Genomic DNA, 17,364 nt, shown 5'->3' with positions numbered 1-17,364 from the left:
GTCAGTAAGAGACCAGTTTGATTGTGGTTTTGCCGTCCGTGCCCACCACGGCGGCCAGCACCCCGGCCCCTATGCCCGGCACGGAGCCGCTTTCAATGTCGCAGGCATAGCCGTCCAGCGGGGTTTCGCCGGCGGGTTCAAAGGCGCTGCCGGTCCAGCGCAGGGCCATGAGTTTTGCGTCCTTGTAATGGGAGAATGTCTCCGACAGCAGGCCGTCGCGCGGGATATTGGCCACGGCATAGAACATGCTGCCGGACGCCGCCACGCGCGGATAGAATTTGAGCAAACCGCCCTGCGTCCTGAGCACATTGGGCGTCTTGCCGAACAGGGCGTCGGTTTCCGCGTAATTTTTTCTTTGCGCGAACTGGGCGCGCAGCCGGCCCGAATCCGCAGTCATCACCAGCGCATGGGCCTGTCCGCTGTCTTCCAGCACGTTGAAGCCGTAGACGGTGTCAAAACGGGGGATGTCCGTCCGCGCGGATGAAAGCGCGAATTCGCCGCCGCGAAACTCCACCCGGCGCACGGAGGACGCCCTGAACTCGCCGGAATTGTAAAACTGCTGGCCGTAAAGCCGTCTTTCCCCGGAAGGCAGCGCAACCGAGCGCGACAGCCAGCCCGTTACCGTGCTTTTTTTAAGTTCGCCGCCGGATATTTCCAGCGCGGCGGTCTGATACGCGCCGGACGAATTGTCGTAAACCGATACGAATAATTGCGGCCTGCCCGCGCCCCTGATATCCGCTGCGTCAACCGTTATTATGCGGTAAAGCCCGCCGGGCCGCCACGAGTATTTCCGCGCAAAACCGCCGGAAAAGCCGTATACCGCGACCTCGCTTTCGGAGGCGACGGCAACCTCCTCTCCGGAGCCGTCAAAATCTCCCAGCGCGAGGGAGACCGCCTCGCAGTCCAGCGCCGGGGATTTCCAGATTACTTTCTCCCGCCCGGAGGGCTGCGCCGCCGGCGCGGGCGGGGCGGCCTGCGCGGCCCACTCAAAGAACTGGCCCGGTTTTGCCGCGCCGATGCCGGTTAGCAGCGTCCCGACGGCGTATTTGGGATGAGTCTCCGTTATCTCGCCGGAGGCGACATTGTCATGCGTCCTGCCCAGGGACTGTTTTGTAACGGGATTGACCAGTTCCCCGCCTTCCTCGTATACGGCAAAGCGCGCGCCCGCGCGCGCGGCCTGCGAGGAGGCGGTTATGTCCAGATACACCGTCGCGGAATCGGTCTTGACCACATAGCCGTCCTGCGCGTTCGCGCGGACGGAAAAAAGCAGCGCCGCCGCCAGCAACTGAAAACAGGTTCTTAACATAGTAAAATTGTATATATTTACCCGATTGGAGGAAACATGAAACGCGCATGCGGAGCTTCTTTTGTAAAGCTGGCGGGGATTATGGAGAAACTTCTCTCCCCCGAAGGCTGCCCCTGGGACCGCAAGCAGAGCCACAGGACGCTCATCAGGCACATGCACTCCGAGGCGCGCGAGGTGGAACTTGCCGTCAAAAAGAAAGACTGGGCCAATCTGGAGGAGGAACTGGGCGACCTGCTGCTTCAGGTGGTCTTTCACGCCGAGCTTGCCCGCCGCGCCGGCAGGTTTGACCTCAACGATGTGGTGCGCGGCATTTGCGGCAAGTTGGTGCGCCGCCATCCGCATGTTTTCGGCGGCAAAAAGCTCAAAACCGCCAGGCAGGTGCTGGTCCAGTGGAAAAAAATCAAGGAATCCGAGAAGCGGCGCAAATGATTCCCCCGCCTGGGAATTGGCGGGTTTACGCCATGATGCTGGCGGCGGCCTCCATATGGGGCGCGTCGCTGGCTTTCACCAAAACGCTGGTAAGCGAATTGTCCCCCGTAACCCTTATAGCAATGCGCTGCCTGCTGGGCGCGGCGGTGATGTTTTTCCTGAGCGGGCCGCTGGGCTGGCTTAAAAAGCTCTCCGCGCGGGAATGGCTGCTGCTTGCCGCCTGCGGCCTCTCCGGCGTGCTGGCTACGCAATTGCTTCAGGCCTGGGCGCTGACGCGCACCAGCGCCAACCATGCGGGCTGGCTGATGGGGTTCGGGCCGGTGGTGATAGCGGCGATGTCGGCGCTGTTTCTGGGAGAGAGGATAGGCCGCCTGCGCTGGCTGGGCTTTGCCGTGGGTTTTGCGGGAACGCTGATGGTTATTTTCTCGTCCCAGAGGGACGCGGGCGGGGCGGTAATCCCCACCGGCACGGGCGACCTGGTTTTTCTGGGCGGCTCTTTTTCCTGGGCGGCGTATGTGCTGCTGGTGTCGGCCATGGGCAATGTGCCGCAGACGGGCGTAACCTATATGAATATGGCCATGTCTTTTGCGGCGCTTGCGCCGGTGGCGCTGCTGCGCGGCGGCGCGGGCGAGGTTGCGCGCCTGAGCGCGCATGGCTGGTGGGCGCTGGCCTATATGGGCCTGCTTTCCTCCGGGCTGGGGTATTATTTATGGAATACCGGCGTGCGCCGGCTGGGGGCCTCGTCTTCCGGCTCTTTCCTGTATGCGGAGCCGTTCGCCGCCCAGTTCGCGGCGGCCTGGTTTCTGGGGGAGCGGCTTTCGCCTTATGCCATACTCGGCGGGCTTGTGATACTGTGCGGCGTCTACTGGGTCAACGGCGGCAGGGCCGGGGCCGGGCCGCTTAAGAGAATCTACTGCATGGTCGCGGAGTAGCGCGCAATAAAAGCGGCCCCGTTCGCGTTAATTGACCAGCCGGTCATTTTTTGGATATGCTCAAATGAACATGCGCCTTGCAATCGTTTTTGTCCTGACGGCCTGCGCGCCGGCTTTCTGCGGCGGGGGCGCGCCGCTTTCCTGGCAGGACTGCCAGGAGGCGGCGCTTAAAAGCAATCCGTCGCTGGCGTCATACCGCAACGCGCGCGACGCCGCGCGGTTCACCTACTCCGCCGCCAGAAACAACCTTTACCCGGCACTGAGCGCGTCGCATTCCTATTCGCGCGGCGGCAATAATTACGGCTCCGGCCCGGCGGATTCCTGGGGCGCGAATCTGGGAATATCGCAGACGCTGTTCAATCCCAAAACCTACGCCGGCATCGCCGTGCAGTTGAAAGCCGCCGAGCAGGCCGACATATCGCTGCATCAGGCGGCGGTGGCGGCGCGGGCGAATTTGCTGAACTCGTTCAACTCGCTGATATACGCGCAGACGGGCGTGAACGTGGCCAAACGGATTTACGACATACGGCGCCAAAACGCCGATACCGTGGCCCTCCAGTACCAGGGCGGCACGCAGAGCAAGGGCAACATGATGTACGCCCGCGCCCAGGCCGAGCAGGCCAGGGCCACCATAGCCCAGGCCGAGCGCGCCGTGATTTCCGGACGGCGCGACCTGGCCAAAAATCTGGGGATGGACGAGTTTTCCGCGCTGGCTTCCAGCGGGGAGCTGTCGGTCCCGGTGTCGGCATCCGGCATCAGCATAGACGACGCGGCGCGCAATGTCCCCGCCGTCATGGCCGCCGCAAAACAGCTTGAAACGGCCCGGGCCCAGCTTGACCTGGCGGGAAGCGACCTCTACCCCTCGCTGTCGGCAAACGGCGGGCTGAACTGGAGCGGCCAGCAGGAGTTTCCGGGCAACCGGGCGTGGACGCTGGGCGCGGCGCTGACCTGGCCGCTGTTTTCCAACGGCCCGACATACCATAAAAACACGGTTGCCTCCGCGCGCAGCCAGCTTGAAAAAACGCGCGAGGATTACCGCTCCGCTTTTCTGGGTGCCAAGTCTGATTTGCAGTCCGCGCTGGCGCAGCTGGACAACTCCATAGACTCCGCCGGCGTAAGCGCGCAGATGCTTTCCGCCGCGCGGCAGCGCTACGGCGAAAGCTCCATAGAATACCTGGCCGGCACCATCAACTTCCAGAACTGGGAGGATGTGTCGCAGTCGCTGGTGTCGGCGGAGCAGGATTATCTGGGCTCGCTTCTGACAGTCAACAAGGCCCGCGCGCAGCTGGACAGCCTGCTGGGCATTCCGCTGGGAGAATAATTTATGAAGAAAATATTTTTCCTTATAATCATCGCCGCGCTGGCCGGCGGCGGATACTGGTATTACGCGAAAGCCAATCGCGGCAAAAAGCAGCATTACGGCTCCGCCGTGGCGGAAAAGGGCAATATAACCGAGACCGTCGAAACCACCGGCAACGTGGAGCCGCTCAACCGCGTGCAGGTCAATTCCCCTGTCGGCGGGCGGGTGGACAGGCTGCTGGCGGAGGAAGGCGACAAGGTCAAGCGCGGCCAAATTCTGGCGTATCTGAGCTCCACCGAGCGCGTGGCCATACTGGACGCCGCCCGCGCCAGCGGCGAGGCCGAAATATCCAAGTGGGAGGACACCTACAAGCCCACCCCCGTGCTTTCCCCTCTGGACGGGACCGTCATTCTGCGCAACGTGGTCCAGGGCCAGACAATAGACACAAACACCTCGCTTTACGCGCTTTCCGACGATCTGATAGTGGTCGCCCAGGTGGACGAATCCGACATAGGCCGCCTGAAAACCGGCCAGCGGGCCGATATAACGCTGGACGCCTATCCGGGGAAAAAGGTTCACGGCCTCATTTTCCAGATTCTCCAGGAAGGCAAGAATGTAAGCAACGTCATCACCTATAACGCCAAAATCCGCCCGGACGCCGTGCCGCCGTTTTTCAAATCAGGCATGACGGCCAACATCAAAATCATGGTAAACCGCAAAAACGGTGTCATTATTCTGCCCGCCATAGCCATAAGCGAGGACCAGGACGGCAGCAAAACCGTGCTCAAGGGAACGCCCGAAAACCCGGTCCCCGCGCCGGTGAAAACCGGCATAGAGGACGGCTCCAACGTGGAAATAGTCTCCGGCGCGGAGGAGGGCGAGAAGGTGTTCTACCGCTCATCCCACATCCAGCAGTCCGCCGGCGCGTCCACCAATCCGTTCATGCCGGCCCGGCCTGCGCAGCAGGGCAATAAAACCGCCAACCGGGCCGCCCGGCGGTTCATGTGATAACAGGCAATGCGCCTCTTGTAGACATAAAGGGCATAACCAAGGTCTACCGCCTGGGCGATACGGACCTGGAGGTGCTGCGCGGCGTAACGCTCTCCATCCGGGAGGGCGAGTTTGTGGCCATAATGGGCCCCTCCGGCTCCGGCAAGTCCACGCTGATGCACATACTGGGGCTGCTGGACAGGCCCACGGCGGGGCAGTACAGCATCGCCGGCAGGGACATCCTCAATTTGAGCGACGACGAGACGGCTTTTCTGCGCTCCAAAACCATAGGCTTTGTTTTCCAGCAGTTCAACCTGCTGCCGCGCATGACGGCCTGCGACAACGTGGCGCTGCCGTTGATATACTCGCGCGCGCAGGGCCGCCGCGCCGTGGCGGAAAAGCATCTGCGCCAGGTGGGGCTGGAAGACAGGCTGGACCACCGGCCCAACCAGCTCTCCGGCGGGCAGCAGCAGCGCGTGGCCATAGCGCGCGCGCTGGTCAATAACCCCAAGATAATTTTCGCCGACGAGCCCACAGGCAACCTCGCCTCCGCCCAGGCCGACGAGGTCATGCGCATGCTTACGGAATTCAACAGGGCCGGCATAACCGTCATCATGGTAACCCACGAGCCGGACATAGCCGCCTGGGCCAGCCGCGCCATCCACATAAAAGACGGGCAGATTACCGACGATAAAACCAGGTCTGACGCGCCGCCTCTGCCCGCGCCCACAAAGCACGCGCACACAACGCGCGGCTCCGCCTATCTTACGGCGGCGGAGCTGGCGGAGAATTTCATGTCCGCGCTGCGCGCCATGGCGGCAAACAAAATGCGCTCTTTCCTGACCATGCTGGGCGTCATCATCGGCGTGGCGGCCATAGTGGCGATGATGGCGCTGGGGCGCGGCGCGCAGAAAGCCATAGAGGACCAGCTTTCGGCCATGGGCTCCAACCTGGTGATGATAATGCCCGGGTCTTCCGGGATGGGCGGCGTCTTCGGGGCAAGGGCCAGCCGCTTTACCGCGGAGGATATAAAGGTCCTCGCCGAAAACAAAAGGCTGGTCGCCAACGTCGACGGCAACGTGCAGGACAACGAGCAGGTCGTTTTCGGCCCCAACAACACCAACACCCAGATAACCGGCGCGTATCCGGTTTATGCGGCCATGCACAATGCCGTTCCGGTCTACGGGCGCTTTTTCACCGGCGCCGAGAACGAGAACATGGAGAAAGTGGCCGTAATCGGGCAGACGGTGGCCACTAATCTGTTCGGCGCCAACAATCCCGTGGGCCATACAATAAAAATAGCCCGCAAGAACTTCAAGGTCATAGGCCTGCTGCCGGCCAAGGGCGCCTCCGGCTTCCGGGACCAGAACGATATGATAGTAATCCCGCTCAACACGGCGATGAAACGCTCCCTGGGCAAGAAATACATAAACCAGATATGGCTGGAGGCCAAAGACGCCTCCTCGGTTGATGCGCTTATAGACTATGCGGCCTCCGTCATCCGCAAGCGGCACCGCATACCGCCGGGCAAAGATGACGATTTTCAGATAATGAACATGTCCGACCTGCGCGACATGCTCAGTTCCACCACAAACACCATGAGCATGCTGCTGGGCGTAATCGCCGGCATTTCGCTGGTGGTGGGCGGCATAGGCATAATGAACATCATGCTGGTCAGCGTAAGCGAGCGCACCCGCGAAATCGGCCTGCGCAAGGCCATCGGCGCCAGCCGCGCCGCCATACTGACTCAGTTCCTGATAGAGGCCGCCGCGCTGTCCATCTCGGGAGGGGCGCTGGGGATAGCGCTGGGCGCCGGCTCGGCTGTGGCGCTGGCCAAAATCGCCAACTGGACTTTGATTGTCTCGCCTTCGTCGGTGATAATGTCGGCGGTGTTTTCGGCCTCGGTCGGGATACTGTTCGGCTTCTGGCCGGCCAAGAAAGCCTCCGAACTTTCCCCCATAGAAGCCCTGCGCTACGAGTAACATTGTTTTTCTCGCCGCCAGCCGCGTAAATGGGTAAAATACAGGCAATGGACAAGATACTTATACGCGGGGCGCGGCAGCACAACCTCAAAAACATCACGTTGGAATTGCCGCGCGAAAAAATGATCGTTATTACCGGACTTTCCGGTTCCGGCAAATCCAGCCTGGCTTTTGACACCATTTACGCCGAAGGCCAGCGGCGGTATGTGGAAAGCCTCTCGGCCTACGCGCGGCAGTTTCTTGAACTGATGGACAAGCCGGATGTGGACCATATAGAGGGCCTCTCCCCGGCGATTTCCATAGAGCAGCGCGCGCCTTCGCGCAATCCGCGCTCCACGGTGGCCACCGTAACCGAGATTTACGATTATTTCAGGCTGCTGTTTGCGCGCATAGGCAAAAGGCATTGCCCCAAATGCGGCAGGCCGGTGGAGGCGTGGTCGGTTCAGGCCATGACCGCAGACATACTGGCCCGGTTCAAAGACAAGAGCATTTACATTTTCGCGCCCGTGGTTTCGGGCCGCTCCGGCACTTACGAGGAGCTTTTCGCGCGGCTGAAAAAATCCGGCTTCGCCAAGGCCCGGGTTGACGGCAAAATCATTGAGCTGGGCGCGCCGCCCAAACTTTCGCGCTACAAAAAGCACACCATAGAACTGCTGGCCGACGAGCTGCGCGCCGGTCCCGAAGAAAAGGAGCGGCTTGCCGAATCGCTGGAAACCGCCGTGCGCTACGGAAACGGCCTCGCGCTGGCGGAGGAAATAAAGGCCAAAAATTCCTTCACCTACAGCGAGGCCAGCGCCTGCCCCGGCTGCGGAACCGGTTTCACCGGGCTGGAGCCGAGGCTTTTCTCTTTCAACTCGCCCTACGGCGCGTGCGGGGAATGCGCGGGGCTGGGCGTCAAAACCGTGGTGGACGAGGAACTGGTGGTGCCGGCCCCGGCGCTTTCCATAGCAGGCGGGGCCATCGCCGCCTGGTCCAGCCCCGTTACCACCAAAAGCAACCGCTGGAAAAATTCCTGGTCGTCCTATTACATGGAGATTGTGGGCGACGTTTGCTTGCGCAACAACATCCCGACCGACAAACCCTGGCGCAGCCTCCGGCCCGAGCAGCGCAAACTGCTGCTTTACGGCGGCGGCGCATACCGCGTGCACTGGGCGGGCAAGGACAGCGCGTTTGAGGGGATAGTCAACAACCTCATGCGCCGCTACACCGAATCGGAAAGCGCGTATGTGCGGGAGGAGATTTTCAGCCGCTATATGCGCGAGGTTACCTGCCCTGCCTGCAAGGGCGCGCGCCTAAAGCCGGAGGCGCTGGCGGTGCTGGTGGCGGGCAAAAATATCTCGGAAATCGCCGCGCTGCCGGTTGACCGGGCGCTGGCTTTCGCCAAAAGCCTTTCGCTGACCGAAAAAGAGCTTGTAATCGCCCGGCAGATTCTGCGGGAAATAAACGCCCGGCTGGGTTTCCTGTCCGCCGTGGGATTGAATTACCTGACGCTGGACCGCCGCTCGGAAACCCTTTCCGGCGGCGAGGCGCAGCGAATACATCTGGCCACGCAAATCGGCTCCGGCCTGACCGGCGTTTTATACGTGTTGGACGAGCCGACCATAGGCCTCCACTCCCGCGACAACGAAAGGCTGCTGTCCACCTTAAAATCGTTGCGCGACATGGGCAACACCCTGGTTATAGTGGAGCATGACGAGGAAACCATACGCTCCGCCGACTGGGTGGTGGATTTGGGCCCCGGCGCGGGCGAGCATGGCGGGTATATAACCGCGCAGGGAACGGTGGAGCAGATTCTTAAAAATCCCGCTTCGCTGACCGGGAAATACCTGCGCGGCGAGGCCGTTATAAAACGCGCCTTCCCGCCGGTGAAATCGCCGTCCGGCTGGCTGGAAATAAAAGGGGCAAGCCAGTTCAACCTCAAGGATATAGACGTCAAAATCCCGCTGGGGATGTTTGTGTGCGTGTCGGGGGTGTCCGGCTCGGGCAAGTCAACGCTGGTGCACGAAGTTTTATACAAGGCGCTGGCAAAAAAAATCTACGGCGCCAAAGAGGCTGCGGGCGCGCACAAATCGCTTTCCGGCACGGAGAAAATCAACAAGGTCATCATAGTGGACCAGTCGCCCATAGGCCGCACTCCGCGCTCAAATCCGGCGACTTATACGGGCGTTTTTTCCGGCATACGCGACATTTTCAGCCAGCTGCCGGAGGCCAAACGGCGCGGCTACAAGCCGGGGCGGTTTTCCTTCAACGTAAAAGGCGGACGCTGCGAGAAATGCGAGGGCGACGGCATACTGCGTATTCAAATGCAGTTCCTGCCGGACGTCTATGTCCGTTGCGAGGAATGCAACGGGCGCCGTTTCAACGAGGAGACTTTGCAGGTCCATTACAAGGGCAAAAGCATAGCCGACGTGCTGGATTCCAGCGTCTCGGAATGCCTGAAGCTCTTTGAGCCGCTGCCGCACATAAAAACCACGCTGCAAACGCTGGAGGATGTGGGGCTGGGATACATCAAGCTGGGCCAGAGCGCAACCACCCTCTCCGGCGGCGAGGCGCAGCGCGTCAAGCTGGCCTCCGAGCTGCGCCGCCGCGCCACCGGCAGCACCTTATACATTCTGGACGAGCCTACCACCGGCCTGCATTTCGCCGACATAGAAAAGCTGCTTTCGGTGCTGCACCGGCTGGTAAGCCATGGCAACACCGTTGTCATCATAGAGCACAATCTGGACGTCATCAGGACGGCGGACTGGATTATAGACCTGGGGCCCGAAGGCGGCGACAAGGGCGGGCATATAGTGGCCGCCGGCCCGCCGGAGAAAATCGCAAAGGCCCCGGATTCGTGGACCGGCAAATACCTCCGCCCGCTGCCGGGAAAACCAGCCTGAAACTTTAGGCTAGATATACCCCATTTTTCCGGCTTTTTCGCGCAGGCCGGCGCGGAAATCCGGGTGGGCGACGCTTATCAGGTTAAGCGTCCGCTCCCGCACCGTGCGGCCCCGCATGTAGGCGATGCCATGCTCGGTTACTATATGGTCGCAATTGCTGCGGTGCAGCGTTACGGCCGTGCCCTCGGGCAGCACCGGCACTATGGTGCTGACGGTGTTGTTTTTCGCCGTGGAGTAGCACGCGATTACCGATTTACCCAGCCCGTCATAAGCCTCTTTTGCGCCCACGGCGGTGTCGGTCTGGCCGCCGGTGCCGGAATACTGGCTGGTGCCGATTGATTCGCTTGCCACCTGGCCGGTGAAATCCACCATCAGGCAGGTGTTTATTGAAACCATGCGCGAATTCTGGCGGATTACCGCCGGGTCGTTGACCCAGGAGCCGCGCCTGAACTCCACTGCCGGATTGTCGTCCAGCCAGTCGTAAAGCTTGCGCGAGCCCATCGCGAAAGTGCACACGAATTTGCCCCGCGCCAGCGACTTGCGCGCGTTTGTAACCGCGCCCTGATGATAAAGCTCCATCACCGAATCCACCAGCATTTCCGTGTGGACGCCCAGGTCCTTTTTGGCGCGCAGCGCCAGCGCGGCGGCGTTGGGTATGCCGCCTATGCCAAGCTGTATGGTGGCGCCGTCGTCCACCAGTTCGGCGATATGGTTGCCGATGAGCATGTCCTTGTCCGACGGGACGGGGGAGGGCAGCTCCGGCACGGCGTGGCCGCATTCCACGAAATAATCAACCTCGCTTACGTGAACGGCGGTGTCGCCGAAGGTGCGGGGCAGGTTTTTGTTGACCTCCAAAATGACAATATCGGCGGCCTCCATTACGTCTCGCTCGTAAGTAACGCCCAGCGAAAGCGACACGAAGCCGTGCTTGTCCGGCGGGGTGCAGGTGCCAAACAGCATGTTCGGCTTGTGTGCGTGGATGCGGTCCAGCGCGGCGCGGTGCAGCATATTGGGCACGAAAGTAACCGTTCCCGTCCCCGCCGCTATCGCCTGGCGCGAGCCGGGCGCGTGGAACCAGCTGCACAGCTCAAAACGGCCTTTCATGGCGGGGTTCATGTAGAATTCGTAGGGCTTGAGCGTCAGCACCGAAAAAACGTGCACGTTCTCCACCCTCTCCGCCGCGAGATGGAACCGGGACATGCACCCCTGCGGCTCCGAGGCGCACTGCGCCACTATCACGTCGTAATCGGATTGTATGAGGCCCGCGGCGTCATCGGCGGAAATCAGCTTGCTTTTATAGGTTGTCAGCCAGCTTTTCTCGCCGGTTTCCTGTATGGTTTGCATGGTTTCTCCGGTTGCGCGGCGGCAAGGGCGGGGTGTATGGCTTTGCGCCAGTTTTCAATCCCGTCCCTTCCGCGTATGCGCATATGAATTGAGAGGATGTAAACTCCCCCGTCCAGCGCGTCCCGCCAGTTCTCCGGGAAGCGCGTGAAATCCTTGTATGTCGTTATAAGCGGCCTGCCGCCGCACAGCCGGGAGGCGTCCGCCAGTTCGGCCAGGGTGTAGGGATGATGGTCGGGATAGCGCCATTTCTGGGTAAGCTCCAGCCCCAGTTTGCGCAGAGTGTCCTCAAAAGACTGCGGGTCGCCCACCGCGGAAAGCGCGGTGGCCTCTCCCTTTATGGAATCCAGCGGGACTTTGCGCGCGTTGCGGACGTCAAGGTAATACTCCGGCTCGTGGACGGCTTCCGCCAGCGGCGCGGCGCTGTTGCAAAGCCCGGCCAGGCCTTTGGCCGCCGCCAGCCGCTCCGGCGAGGCCAGGTCGGCATGGGTAATCAGAATAAGCCCGGCGCGCCCGAGCGCGGATTTAGGCTCCCGCAGCCGGCCCAGCGGCAGCAGCGAATTGCCGCCGAACGGGTCGCGCGCGTCCAGCAGCGCCACGTCCATGTCGCGGTTGAGGCGGAAATGCTGGAAGCCGTCGTCCATCAGCAGCACGGGGCTTTTGAATTCGTCCACGGCGGCGCGGGCGGCCTTCACCCGGTCCGGGCAGACCACGACGGGCACGTCGCAGTCGCGCAGCGCTTCAAACATCATGTAGGCTTCGTCTCCCGCCTCGCGCCACGATGCCGAATGCCGGGAGGACAAAATCACCACCACATCCTTGTCCGCTGCGCGCTTGTAGCCCCGCGTGATTATCGCGGGGCGCAGCCCCGCGGCGGCCAGTTCGCGGGCGGCCAGCATCACGGCGGTGGTCTTGCCCGTGCCGCCCGTTGTGATATTGCCAAAACACACCACCCGCGCGTTGACGGAAAAGGATTTCATGAACCCCGCGTCGTAGGCAGCCTTGCGCGCCGCCACCCCCGCCCGGTAGAAAAGCGACAGCACCCAGAGCAGAACCCTGCCCGCGAAATTCGCCCGCAGTTTTTCCTGAATTCCCGCAAAATCCATCGTGGAAATTCTACAAAATTTCCCGCGCCCCCAACCTTCCTGTGATTGCGACATTCGCAACCCATACAATTGCTTTGGGTTCACGGATAGGACTATTTGCCAGAGATTGCTTCCTGTAAGTATTTGTTTATGCGGTCACGAGACGCTGTTTCCGATAACGATGAAAACTGCTTTTCTACAACATCGCTGAATTTCGCAAGTGTACGACGATTTATATTCTCTTGATCCTCAAATATTGCAACCGAACGGAAAGACACCCCCCACTTTTCAAAGGTAAGCAGATTTATTTGCGCAATGTGGCATTTTTCTGTATTGTTGATTCCATAGATAAGCAACGGTTTCGCCATGCCATTGACATAACAATCTATCGCATATTTTTTTTGCGGGTCCTTTTCGGGAAAACTATAACCGAATTTAGCCCGCTCGGCGGGAATGATTTCTGATATACATCGGTTAAAATCTTCCATAAATGTCGAACGCACCATTTCTCTGGATAAAAAGGATACATCTGTAATTCTAGTCAGTCCTTGCAAAAAAGAGAACAACGCATCGCCAATATTTTCTTCTGTGGTTTCTAGAATTAACTCGCTCTCATTGTCTTGCATACCATAAGTTGCAACCACATTAGCTATTACCTTTGCGCGAGTGCCTTTCCCTAACTCTTGGTGTGAGATATCATAACTCAAGTGTAAATATGTGTCTCCCTCATCGGAAAAGCGCCATTTGTTCCCTTTTTGGGACAGAATCACCCTCAAATGGTCTCCATCGTCAAACTGGAAGGGAGTCACCACGTGGTATCTATTGAGGCCTTCCTGCATTAGCCGAACGGAGGCTCCCGCCTTATCCCTGAGAAGCTTTTCGATAGAATCTTTATTCATCCCTGCCCCCTAACGGCAACCATGGCCGAGTGTCGTCGTTTTCTTGCGATATATTGCACAAATCGCACAGGCATTCTATTGCCCCATGCAACGACGTATATTTATCCGTAATCTCCGCATACCCTTCCGATCGGGGACCAGACGATTGATACCGCTCTGTGGCGCGATGAATGTGAAATCCGATAAAAGTTTCTCCTTCAAGTCTGTTGGTATGCGTGTGTTTGCCATTGCATCTGATGAGCTTTATATCCTCATTAGACTTGGGAGGCCCATAGGATAGGATAACCGAAAAATTTGTTCTGTCAAGACTTGAAAGCCGCAACCGAATTATAAATCTGCTTCCATCAGCGCGCGGTAGTTCCACCTGCCTGTAACTGTTGCACCCACGCAAACTCATTTTACTTAAATCACAAATATCCGCAGGAACTTTTTTGGGTTCGCGGACCAGCTCGTCTATTTCTTTCTCTCTCAAAAATACTGTCATAAATTCGTGCTGTTTATCATCCCGTCTTTCGTCGTCAAGTCCATTACGATTATACCGCTTGCGCCAATCGTCGTCAATGCAGCTAAATTTGTGGAATATTTGCGCCGTCAAACTCGCGCACATATTTGACGAAATGTTCAGTCATCCAATAACGGGGGGTATTTGTATCTGCGACGTTTGTGATATAGCCGTTATCTTCAAGCAATCTGACTGCATGCATTAAATCTTCATGCTCGCTTTCGTAGTAGATGATGTCCTTCTTACTACCAAAGCCGAATACAACGTTGCGGTTTGGCAACACAAAAAAGCTGCGGATCATCCGAAATTCAGGTTTTGCCAAATCACTCTGCATCTTCTTTATCAGATTGGGCATGCGTGCAGCAATTTGGCGGAATTCATCATCTGCTTTTGCTTTCAATTCCTTCTCGCGTCTGCGGTCGGTGTATTTATCCGCAAGATATGCGCCGCTTGTTGCGGTAAGTATTCCTGCAAGATAAGCCAATAAAGTGTCTGACGATATTTGCATAACGTCTTATCCCATCGGCCAAGCGTTGATGGATTGGTCTATTTCGGATTGTAGGGTTATGGTTTGGGAAAGGGCGGCGGTTATGGACATGTAGCGGGTCAGGTCGTCGTAGGAGAGTTTGCGGGATTTGCGGTCTTTCAGCCATTTGTTGCAGACCTGATAGCCGCCGATTTGGTAGTTCCAGACTTGCGGAGGGACATTTTCAAAATACTGTTTCGCGTTGATATACACTCGGCCCGGCGTTTTGCCGGACGGCTCGGTGTAGCGGACATTCTCAACCAGATTGTCGCCGGTTTCGGGGTAGCGGGCCTTCGGGGCCGGCAAATTTTCCATGAGGTGCAGACTGACAAGTTCCTCTCCGATAGCGCATAACTTTCTGAATAATTTTATGTCGGTTGTGAGCGGCAGGCGGGGGAAATCCATTTTCAGGAATTGGGCGTAACGGCGGCGGTATTCGGGGGAATAGAACACCGTATAGCCGTAATGGAAAATATCCTCCGGTCCGAATGTGGTTTTCAAATCGCCCTTGCCGTCCTGAATAAACGAAAGTTTCAGCCGTTCTGCAAATTCTTTGATAAATTCGGGAGACAGGTTGGGGCGGCGTTCGCCGGAGTCCGCCTGCTCAAACAAATCGGCGGTATCAGCCGTCTGGTAAAGATAGAGGGGAAACAATGATTCGCCGCCTTTGTTGTCTGACCTGATAACACCGTCTGATATTAAGGAATTGCTTGCGTAAAAATACGACATCAGTTCCCCAATCATTTGACGCCGTGCAATGATAGCCAAATTTTTCCCCGCCAGCATATGGCGCATTACTTCGCCGCGCGGCATGCAATGGAAGCCGCGCGAATTGCCGGTGTAATAGGTATGCCGCACATCAAATGGGCGATAGAGTATCGGAACCAGCTTATCCTCGGAGAGAGGGGGCGCTTTCAAATCCGCTTGCGCAAGCGCCACTTTCCAGTCCCGCGCGTCATCGCCAAGCCCGTATTTTTCGCGGGCGGTTTCAGGCGGCAGATTGGCGAAATCGTTGACGACGTGCCATGCTTCCGCGCGGTCTAAATGAATGGTGAGCGCGTCGCGCGCGGTAACAATCCCGACGCTGTTTACCGGCATTATCTCGTTGATTTTCCAGCCTTGCTCGTACTCGGCTTTGAGCCTGTTGTCCTGCGGGATGAAAAGATAATGCGGCGATTGCGGTTTAAGAGTTTTCCATTTGGTGGAGACGCAATCCGTCTCCGACAGGATTTCGTATTTGCCTTCGCGCAGGCCGGAAAGCCCTGCATGGCGCACCTGCGCGTCTTTGTCATGTTTTCCGGCGCGCTTTACGAAAATGCCGATTGCCACGCCCTGCTGAATATCAAAAACATTCTCGTCCTTGCCGCCGTCGGCGGCTTTCTCTTTTTTCTTGCTGTTGCCGTGCAGGTCAAGGATATAAATATCGTCAAAAGTTTTCATCAGGCTTTGGCGCATTCCGCGAAACGTCGGGTTATCCAGATAGCCGTGATTGGTAACAAAAGCCAGCACGCCATAGCCGGTCTGCTCTATCCGCCATTGGGCGAAGCGGATGAATTTTACGTAATCGTCGTTTAGCCATTTCGGGTTTCGCTCGCCCAGCGGTTTGCCGTCGGCCATAAAGTAATTTTCGGTGTCCCGCTTTGTCAGCGTGTCAAAGCCGTTCAGCAGTCTCTTAATCCACTCGCCCGTATTCGCGGAATGGCCCGAATACGGCGGGTTGCCAAGCACCACCATTATCGGCGCATCCTTTTTGATGGAGCTTGCGCTGTTGGCTTCTTCCGCCAGCCACTGCGTGAACAGCGGCAGGCCGGTATGCTCATGCGCCTCTTCCAATGTGTTGGTGAGATAAACGCGCAGCCGTTCCTCGCTTTTGAAATCGTAGCCGGTCCCGCTCAGCAAAAGCCCGAGCTTCATGTGCGCGACAGCGTAGGGCGCCATCAGCAGTTCAAACCCGTACAAACGCGGCAAAAGGTCTTCGCTGACATACCCGGCCCACAAGCCTTTGTTGCCGGACATGGTTTCATGGATATGCGCCGCAACCTGATGCAGAAATGTGCCGGTTCCGGCGGCGGGGTCCAGAATCTGAACACGGTGCATACCGGAATTTTCTTTGCCCTTGCCGCTTATTCGGGATGAATCCGCCAGGCCTTTGGGCAATTTGAAATCGCTTTTCAGAATCTCGTCAACGCTGCGCACGATATAGGAGACCACCGGCTCCGGCGTGTAATAAACGCCGCGCGATTCGCGCATTTGCGGGTCGTAAGCGGCGAGAAAGGTCTCATAGAAGTGAACAACGGGGTCCTGCTGTAATGTGGCGCGGCCAAAATCTTTTAGGACGGCGGCAATGTCGGCGCGGTTGAGCAGTTCGGCAAGGCTGTCAACCGCCCAGACTATGCGCTCGTCCAACTCCGGCCCGGCGATATGGCCGAACATCCGGCGCAGAAACGGGTTGGTTTTGGGTAGATCATGAGTCGCATTTTTTCTGTCAAAATGCGGCTCCGCGCCGTTGCACCGCGCGGCGAACAGGCCGTAGCAGATGGTTTGGGCGTACATGTCGGCAAACTGCGCCGCCGTCAGGTCGTGCATCAGAATTTTGCGGAAGGCGTCCAACTGGTCATGCAGCGAGCCGCGCTCGCCCTCCTCCGCCAAGGTCCGGCTGATAATGTCGCGGATAAGCCGCGCCAAAGCCGCCATGCGGCCGGCAAGCTCTCCGGGCGTGGATATGACGGGGATATTCTCGCTGAAAAACCGGTCCAGCAGCTCTTTAAGCCGTTCAATGCCGGCTGCGTCCGCGCGCAGTTTGCCGCTCTGGATATTGGCGACGCGCGCGCAAAGGCGCATTTCCCCGCCGATGTACCAGCGGAATTCCAGATAATCGGTGAGAACGAGATTGGCAAGACTGTCGCGGTAGCGTTTGAGTTGCTCGCTGTTTTCAGTCTCTTCAAGCGAAACACCGATATCTTTGGCTTCAATAAATCCGAGGGGGATTTCGCCCCGGACGACTATATAATCCGGCGCGCCGCAACTTATCCGTTTCGGCTCGTTTATGGCGGTTGTTCCGGCGGAAAAAGCCTCAAGCAGATTTTTCAGCGCGGGGCGGTAAGTATGCTCGGTCGCGCTGCCGGTTTCATGTGCTGCGGCAATTTCGGACAAGTAGGCTTTGAAAAGCTGGCCCATGCTGCAAGTTTAG

Annotated in this window: 12 protein-coding genes; 6 read left to right on the top strand and 6 right to left on the bottom strand. The window is 58.4% G+C overall.

The features are described 5' to 3' along the window. Position 1 precedes the first annotated feature (1 nt). Positions 2-1,306, bottom strand: a complete 1,305-nt coding sequence (locus WC421_00250; protein ID MFA5160654.1) for a hypothetical protein — start codon at positions 1,304-1,306, stop codon at positions 2-4. A gap of 36 nt (positions 1,307-1,342) precedes the next feature. On the opposite strand from WC421_00250, the gene WC421_00245 reads away from it, so the two are divergent. The 6 genes from WC421_00245 (at position 1,343) to uvrA (ending at position 9,821) form a co-directional block, all read left to right on the top strand. Next, positions 1,343-1,735: a MazG nucleotide pyrophosphohydrolase domain-containing protein gene (locus WC421_00245; GenBank protein MFA5160653.1), complete on the top strand. Its 393-nt coding sequence runs from the start codon at positions 1,343-1,345 to the stop codon at positions 1,733-1,735. Then, positions 1,732-2,667, top strand: coding sequence for a DMT family transporter (locus WC421_00240; protein ID MFA5160652.1), 936 nt, complete (start codon positions 1,732-1,734; stop codon positions 2,665-2,667). Before WC421_00245 ends, WC421_00240 begins: the two co-directional genes overlap by 4 nt. Positions 2,668-2,731: 64 nt before the next feature. Beyond that, positions 2,732-3,988 (top strand): TolC family protein, encoded by a 1,257-nt coding sequence (locus WC421_00235; GenBank protein MFA5160651.1) that lies wholly within the window; start codon positions 2,732-2,734, stop codon positions 3,986-3,988. Between the two features lie 3 nt (positions 3,989-3,991). Next, positions 3,992-4,975 carry an efflux RND transporter periplasmic adaptor subunit gene (locus WC421_00230; GenBank protein ID MFA5160650.1) on the top strand — a complete coding sequence of 328 codons (984 nt, stop codon included), beginning with the start codon at positions 3,992-3,994 and terminating at the stop codon, positions 4,973-4,975. Beyond that, a complete protein-coding gene (locus WC421_00225; protein ID MFA5160649.1) occupies positions 4,972-6,939 on the top strand; it encodes an ABC transporter permease in 1,968 nt (655 codons plus the stop codon). Before WC421_00230 ends, WC421_00225 begins: the two co-directional genes overlap by 4 nt. A 47-nt stretch (positions 6,940-6,986) precedes the next feature. Beyond that, positions 6,987-9,821 (top strand): excinuclease ABC subunit UvrA, encoded by a 2,835-nt coding sequence (gene uvrA / locus WC421_00220; GenBank protein MFA5160648.1) that lies wholly within the window; start codon positions 6,987-6,989, stop codon positions 9,819-9,821. A 9-nt stretch (positions 9,822-9,830) separates the two neighbouring features. Here the strand turns inward: uvrA and WC421_00215 are convergent, their stop codons facing one another. The 5 genes from WC421_00215 to WC421_00195 form a co-directional block, all read right to left on the bottom strand. Further along, positions 9,831-11,165 (bottom strand): acetyl-CoA hydrolase/transferase C-terminal domain-containing protein, encoded by a 1,335-nt coding sequence (locus tag WC421_00215; protein ID MFA5160647.1) that lies wholly within the window; start codon positions 11,163-11,165, stop codon positions 9,831-9,833. Continuing rightward, positions 11,126-12,268 (bottom strand): tetraacyldisaccharide 4'-kinase, encoded by a 1,143-nt coding sequence (gene lpxK, locus WC421_00210; GenBank protein MFA5160646.1) that lies wholly within the window; start codon positions 12,266-12,268, stop codon positions 11,126-11,128. Before lpxK ends, WC421_00215 begins: the two co-directional genes overlap by 40 nt. Positions 12,269-12,360: 92 nt before the next feature. Next, positions 12,361-13,146, bottom strand: a complete 786-nt coding sequence (locus WC421_00205) for a DUF1828 domain-containing protein (protein ID MFA5160645.1) — start codon at positions 13,144-13,146, stop codon at positions 12,361-12,363. Positions 13,147-13,712: 566 nt separating this feature from the next. Then, entirely contained in the window at positions 13,713-14,156 is a 444-nt protein-coding gene (locus WC421_00200; protein ID MFA5160644.1) for a hypothetical protein, read from the bottom strand. A 6-nt stretch (positions 14,157-14,162) separates the two neighbouring features. Continuing rightward, entirely contained in the window at positions 14,163-17,351 is a 3,189-nt protein-coding gene (locus tag WC421_00195; protein MFA5160643.1) for a type ISP restriction/modification enzyme, read from the bottom strand. Between the last annotated feature and the right edge of the window lie 13 nt (positions 17,352-17,364).

Source organism: Elusimicrobiales bacterium (assembly GCA_041651175.1).
GTDB lineage: Bacteria > Elusimicrobiota > Elusimicrobia > Elusimicrobiales > Elusimicrobiaceae > JAQTYB01.
This window is presented reverse-complemented; position numbering and strand designations above follow the sequence as displayed.

Excerpts from the sequence above, each read along its gene's own strand:
- WC421_00235 (MFA5160651.1), top strand. The coding sequence starts at position 2,732 with ATGAACATGCGCCTTGCAATCGTTTTTGTCCTGACGGCCTGCGCGCCG.
- WC421_00230 (MFA5160650.1), top strand. The coding sequence starts at position 3,992 with ATGAAGAAAATATTTTTCCTTATAATCATCGCCGCGCTGGCCGGCGGC.
- WC421_00200 (MFA5160644.1), bottom strand. The coding sequence starts at position 14,156 with ATGCAAATATCGTCAGACACTTTATTGGCTTATCTTGCAGGAATACTT.
- WC421_00250 (MFA5160654.1), bottom strand. The coding sequence starts at position 1,306 with ATGTTAAGAACCTGTTTTCAGTTGCTGGCGGCGGCGCTGCTTTTTTCC.
- WC421_00195 (MFA5160643.1), bottom strand. The coding sequence starts at position 17,351 with ATGGGCCAGCTTTTCAAAGCCTACTTGTCCGAAATTGCCGCAGCACAT.
- WC421_00245 (MFA5160653.1), top strand. The coding sequence starts at position 1,343 with ATGAAACGCGCATGCGGAGCTTCTTTTGTAAAGCTGGCGGGGATTATG.
- WC421_00205 (MFA5160645.1), bottom strand. The coding sequence starts at position 13,146 with ATGAATAAAGATTCTATCGAAAAGCTTCTCAGGGATAAGGCGGGAGCC.
- uvrA (MFA5160648.1), top strand. The coding sequence starts at position 6,987 with ATGGACAAGATACTTATACGCGGGGCGCGGCAGCACAACCTCAAAAAC.
- WC421_00240 (MFA5160652.1), top strand. The coding sequence starts at position 1,732 with ATGATTCCCCCGCCTGGGAATTGGCGGGTTTACGCCATGATGCTGGCG.
- lpxK (MFA5160646.1), bottom strand. The coding sequence starts at position 12,268 with ATGGATTTTGCGGGAATTCAGGAAAAACTGCGGGCGAATTTCGCGGGC.
- WC421_00215 (MFA5160647.1), bottom strand. The coding sequence starts at position 11,165 with ATGCAAACCATACAGGAAACCGGCGAGAAAAGCTGGCTGACAACCTAT.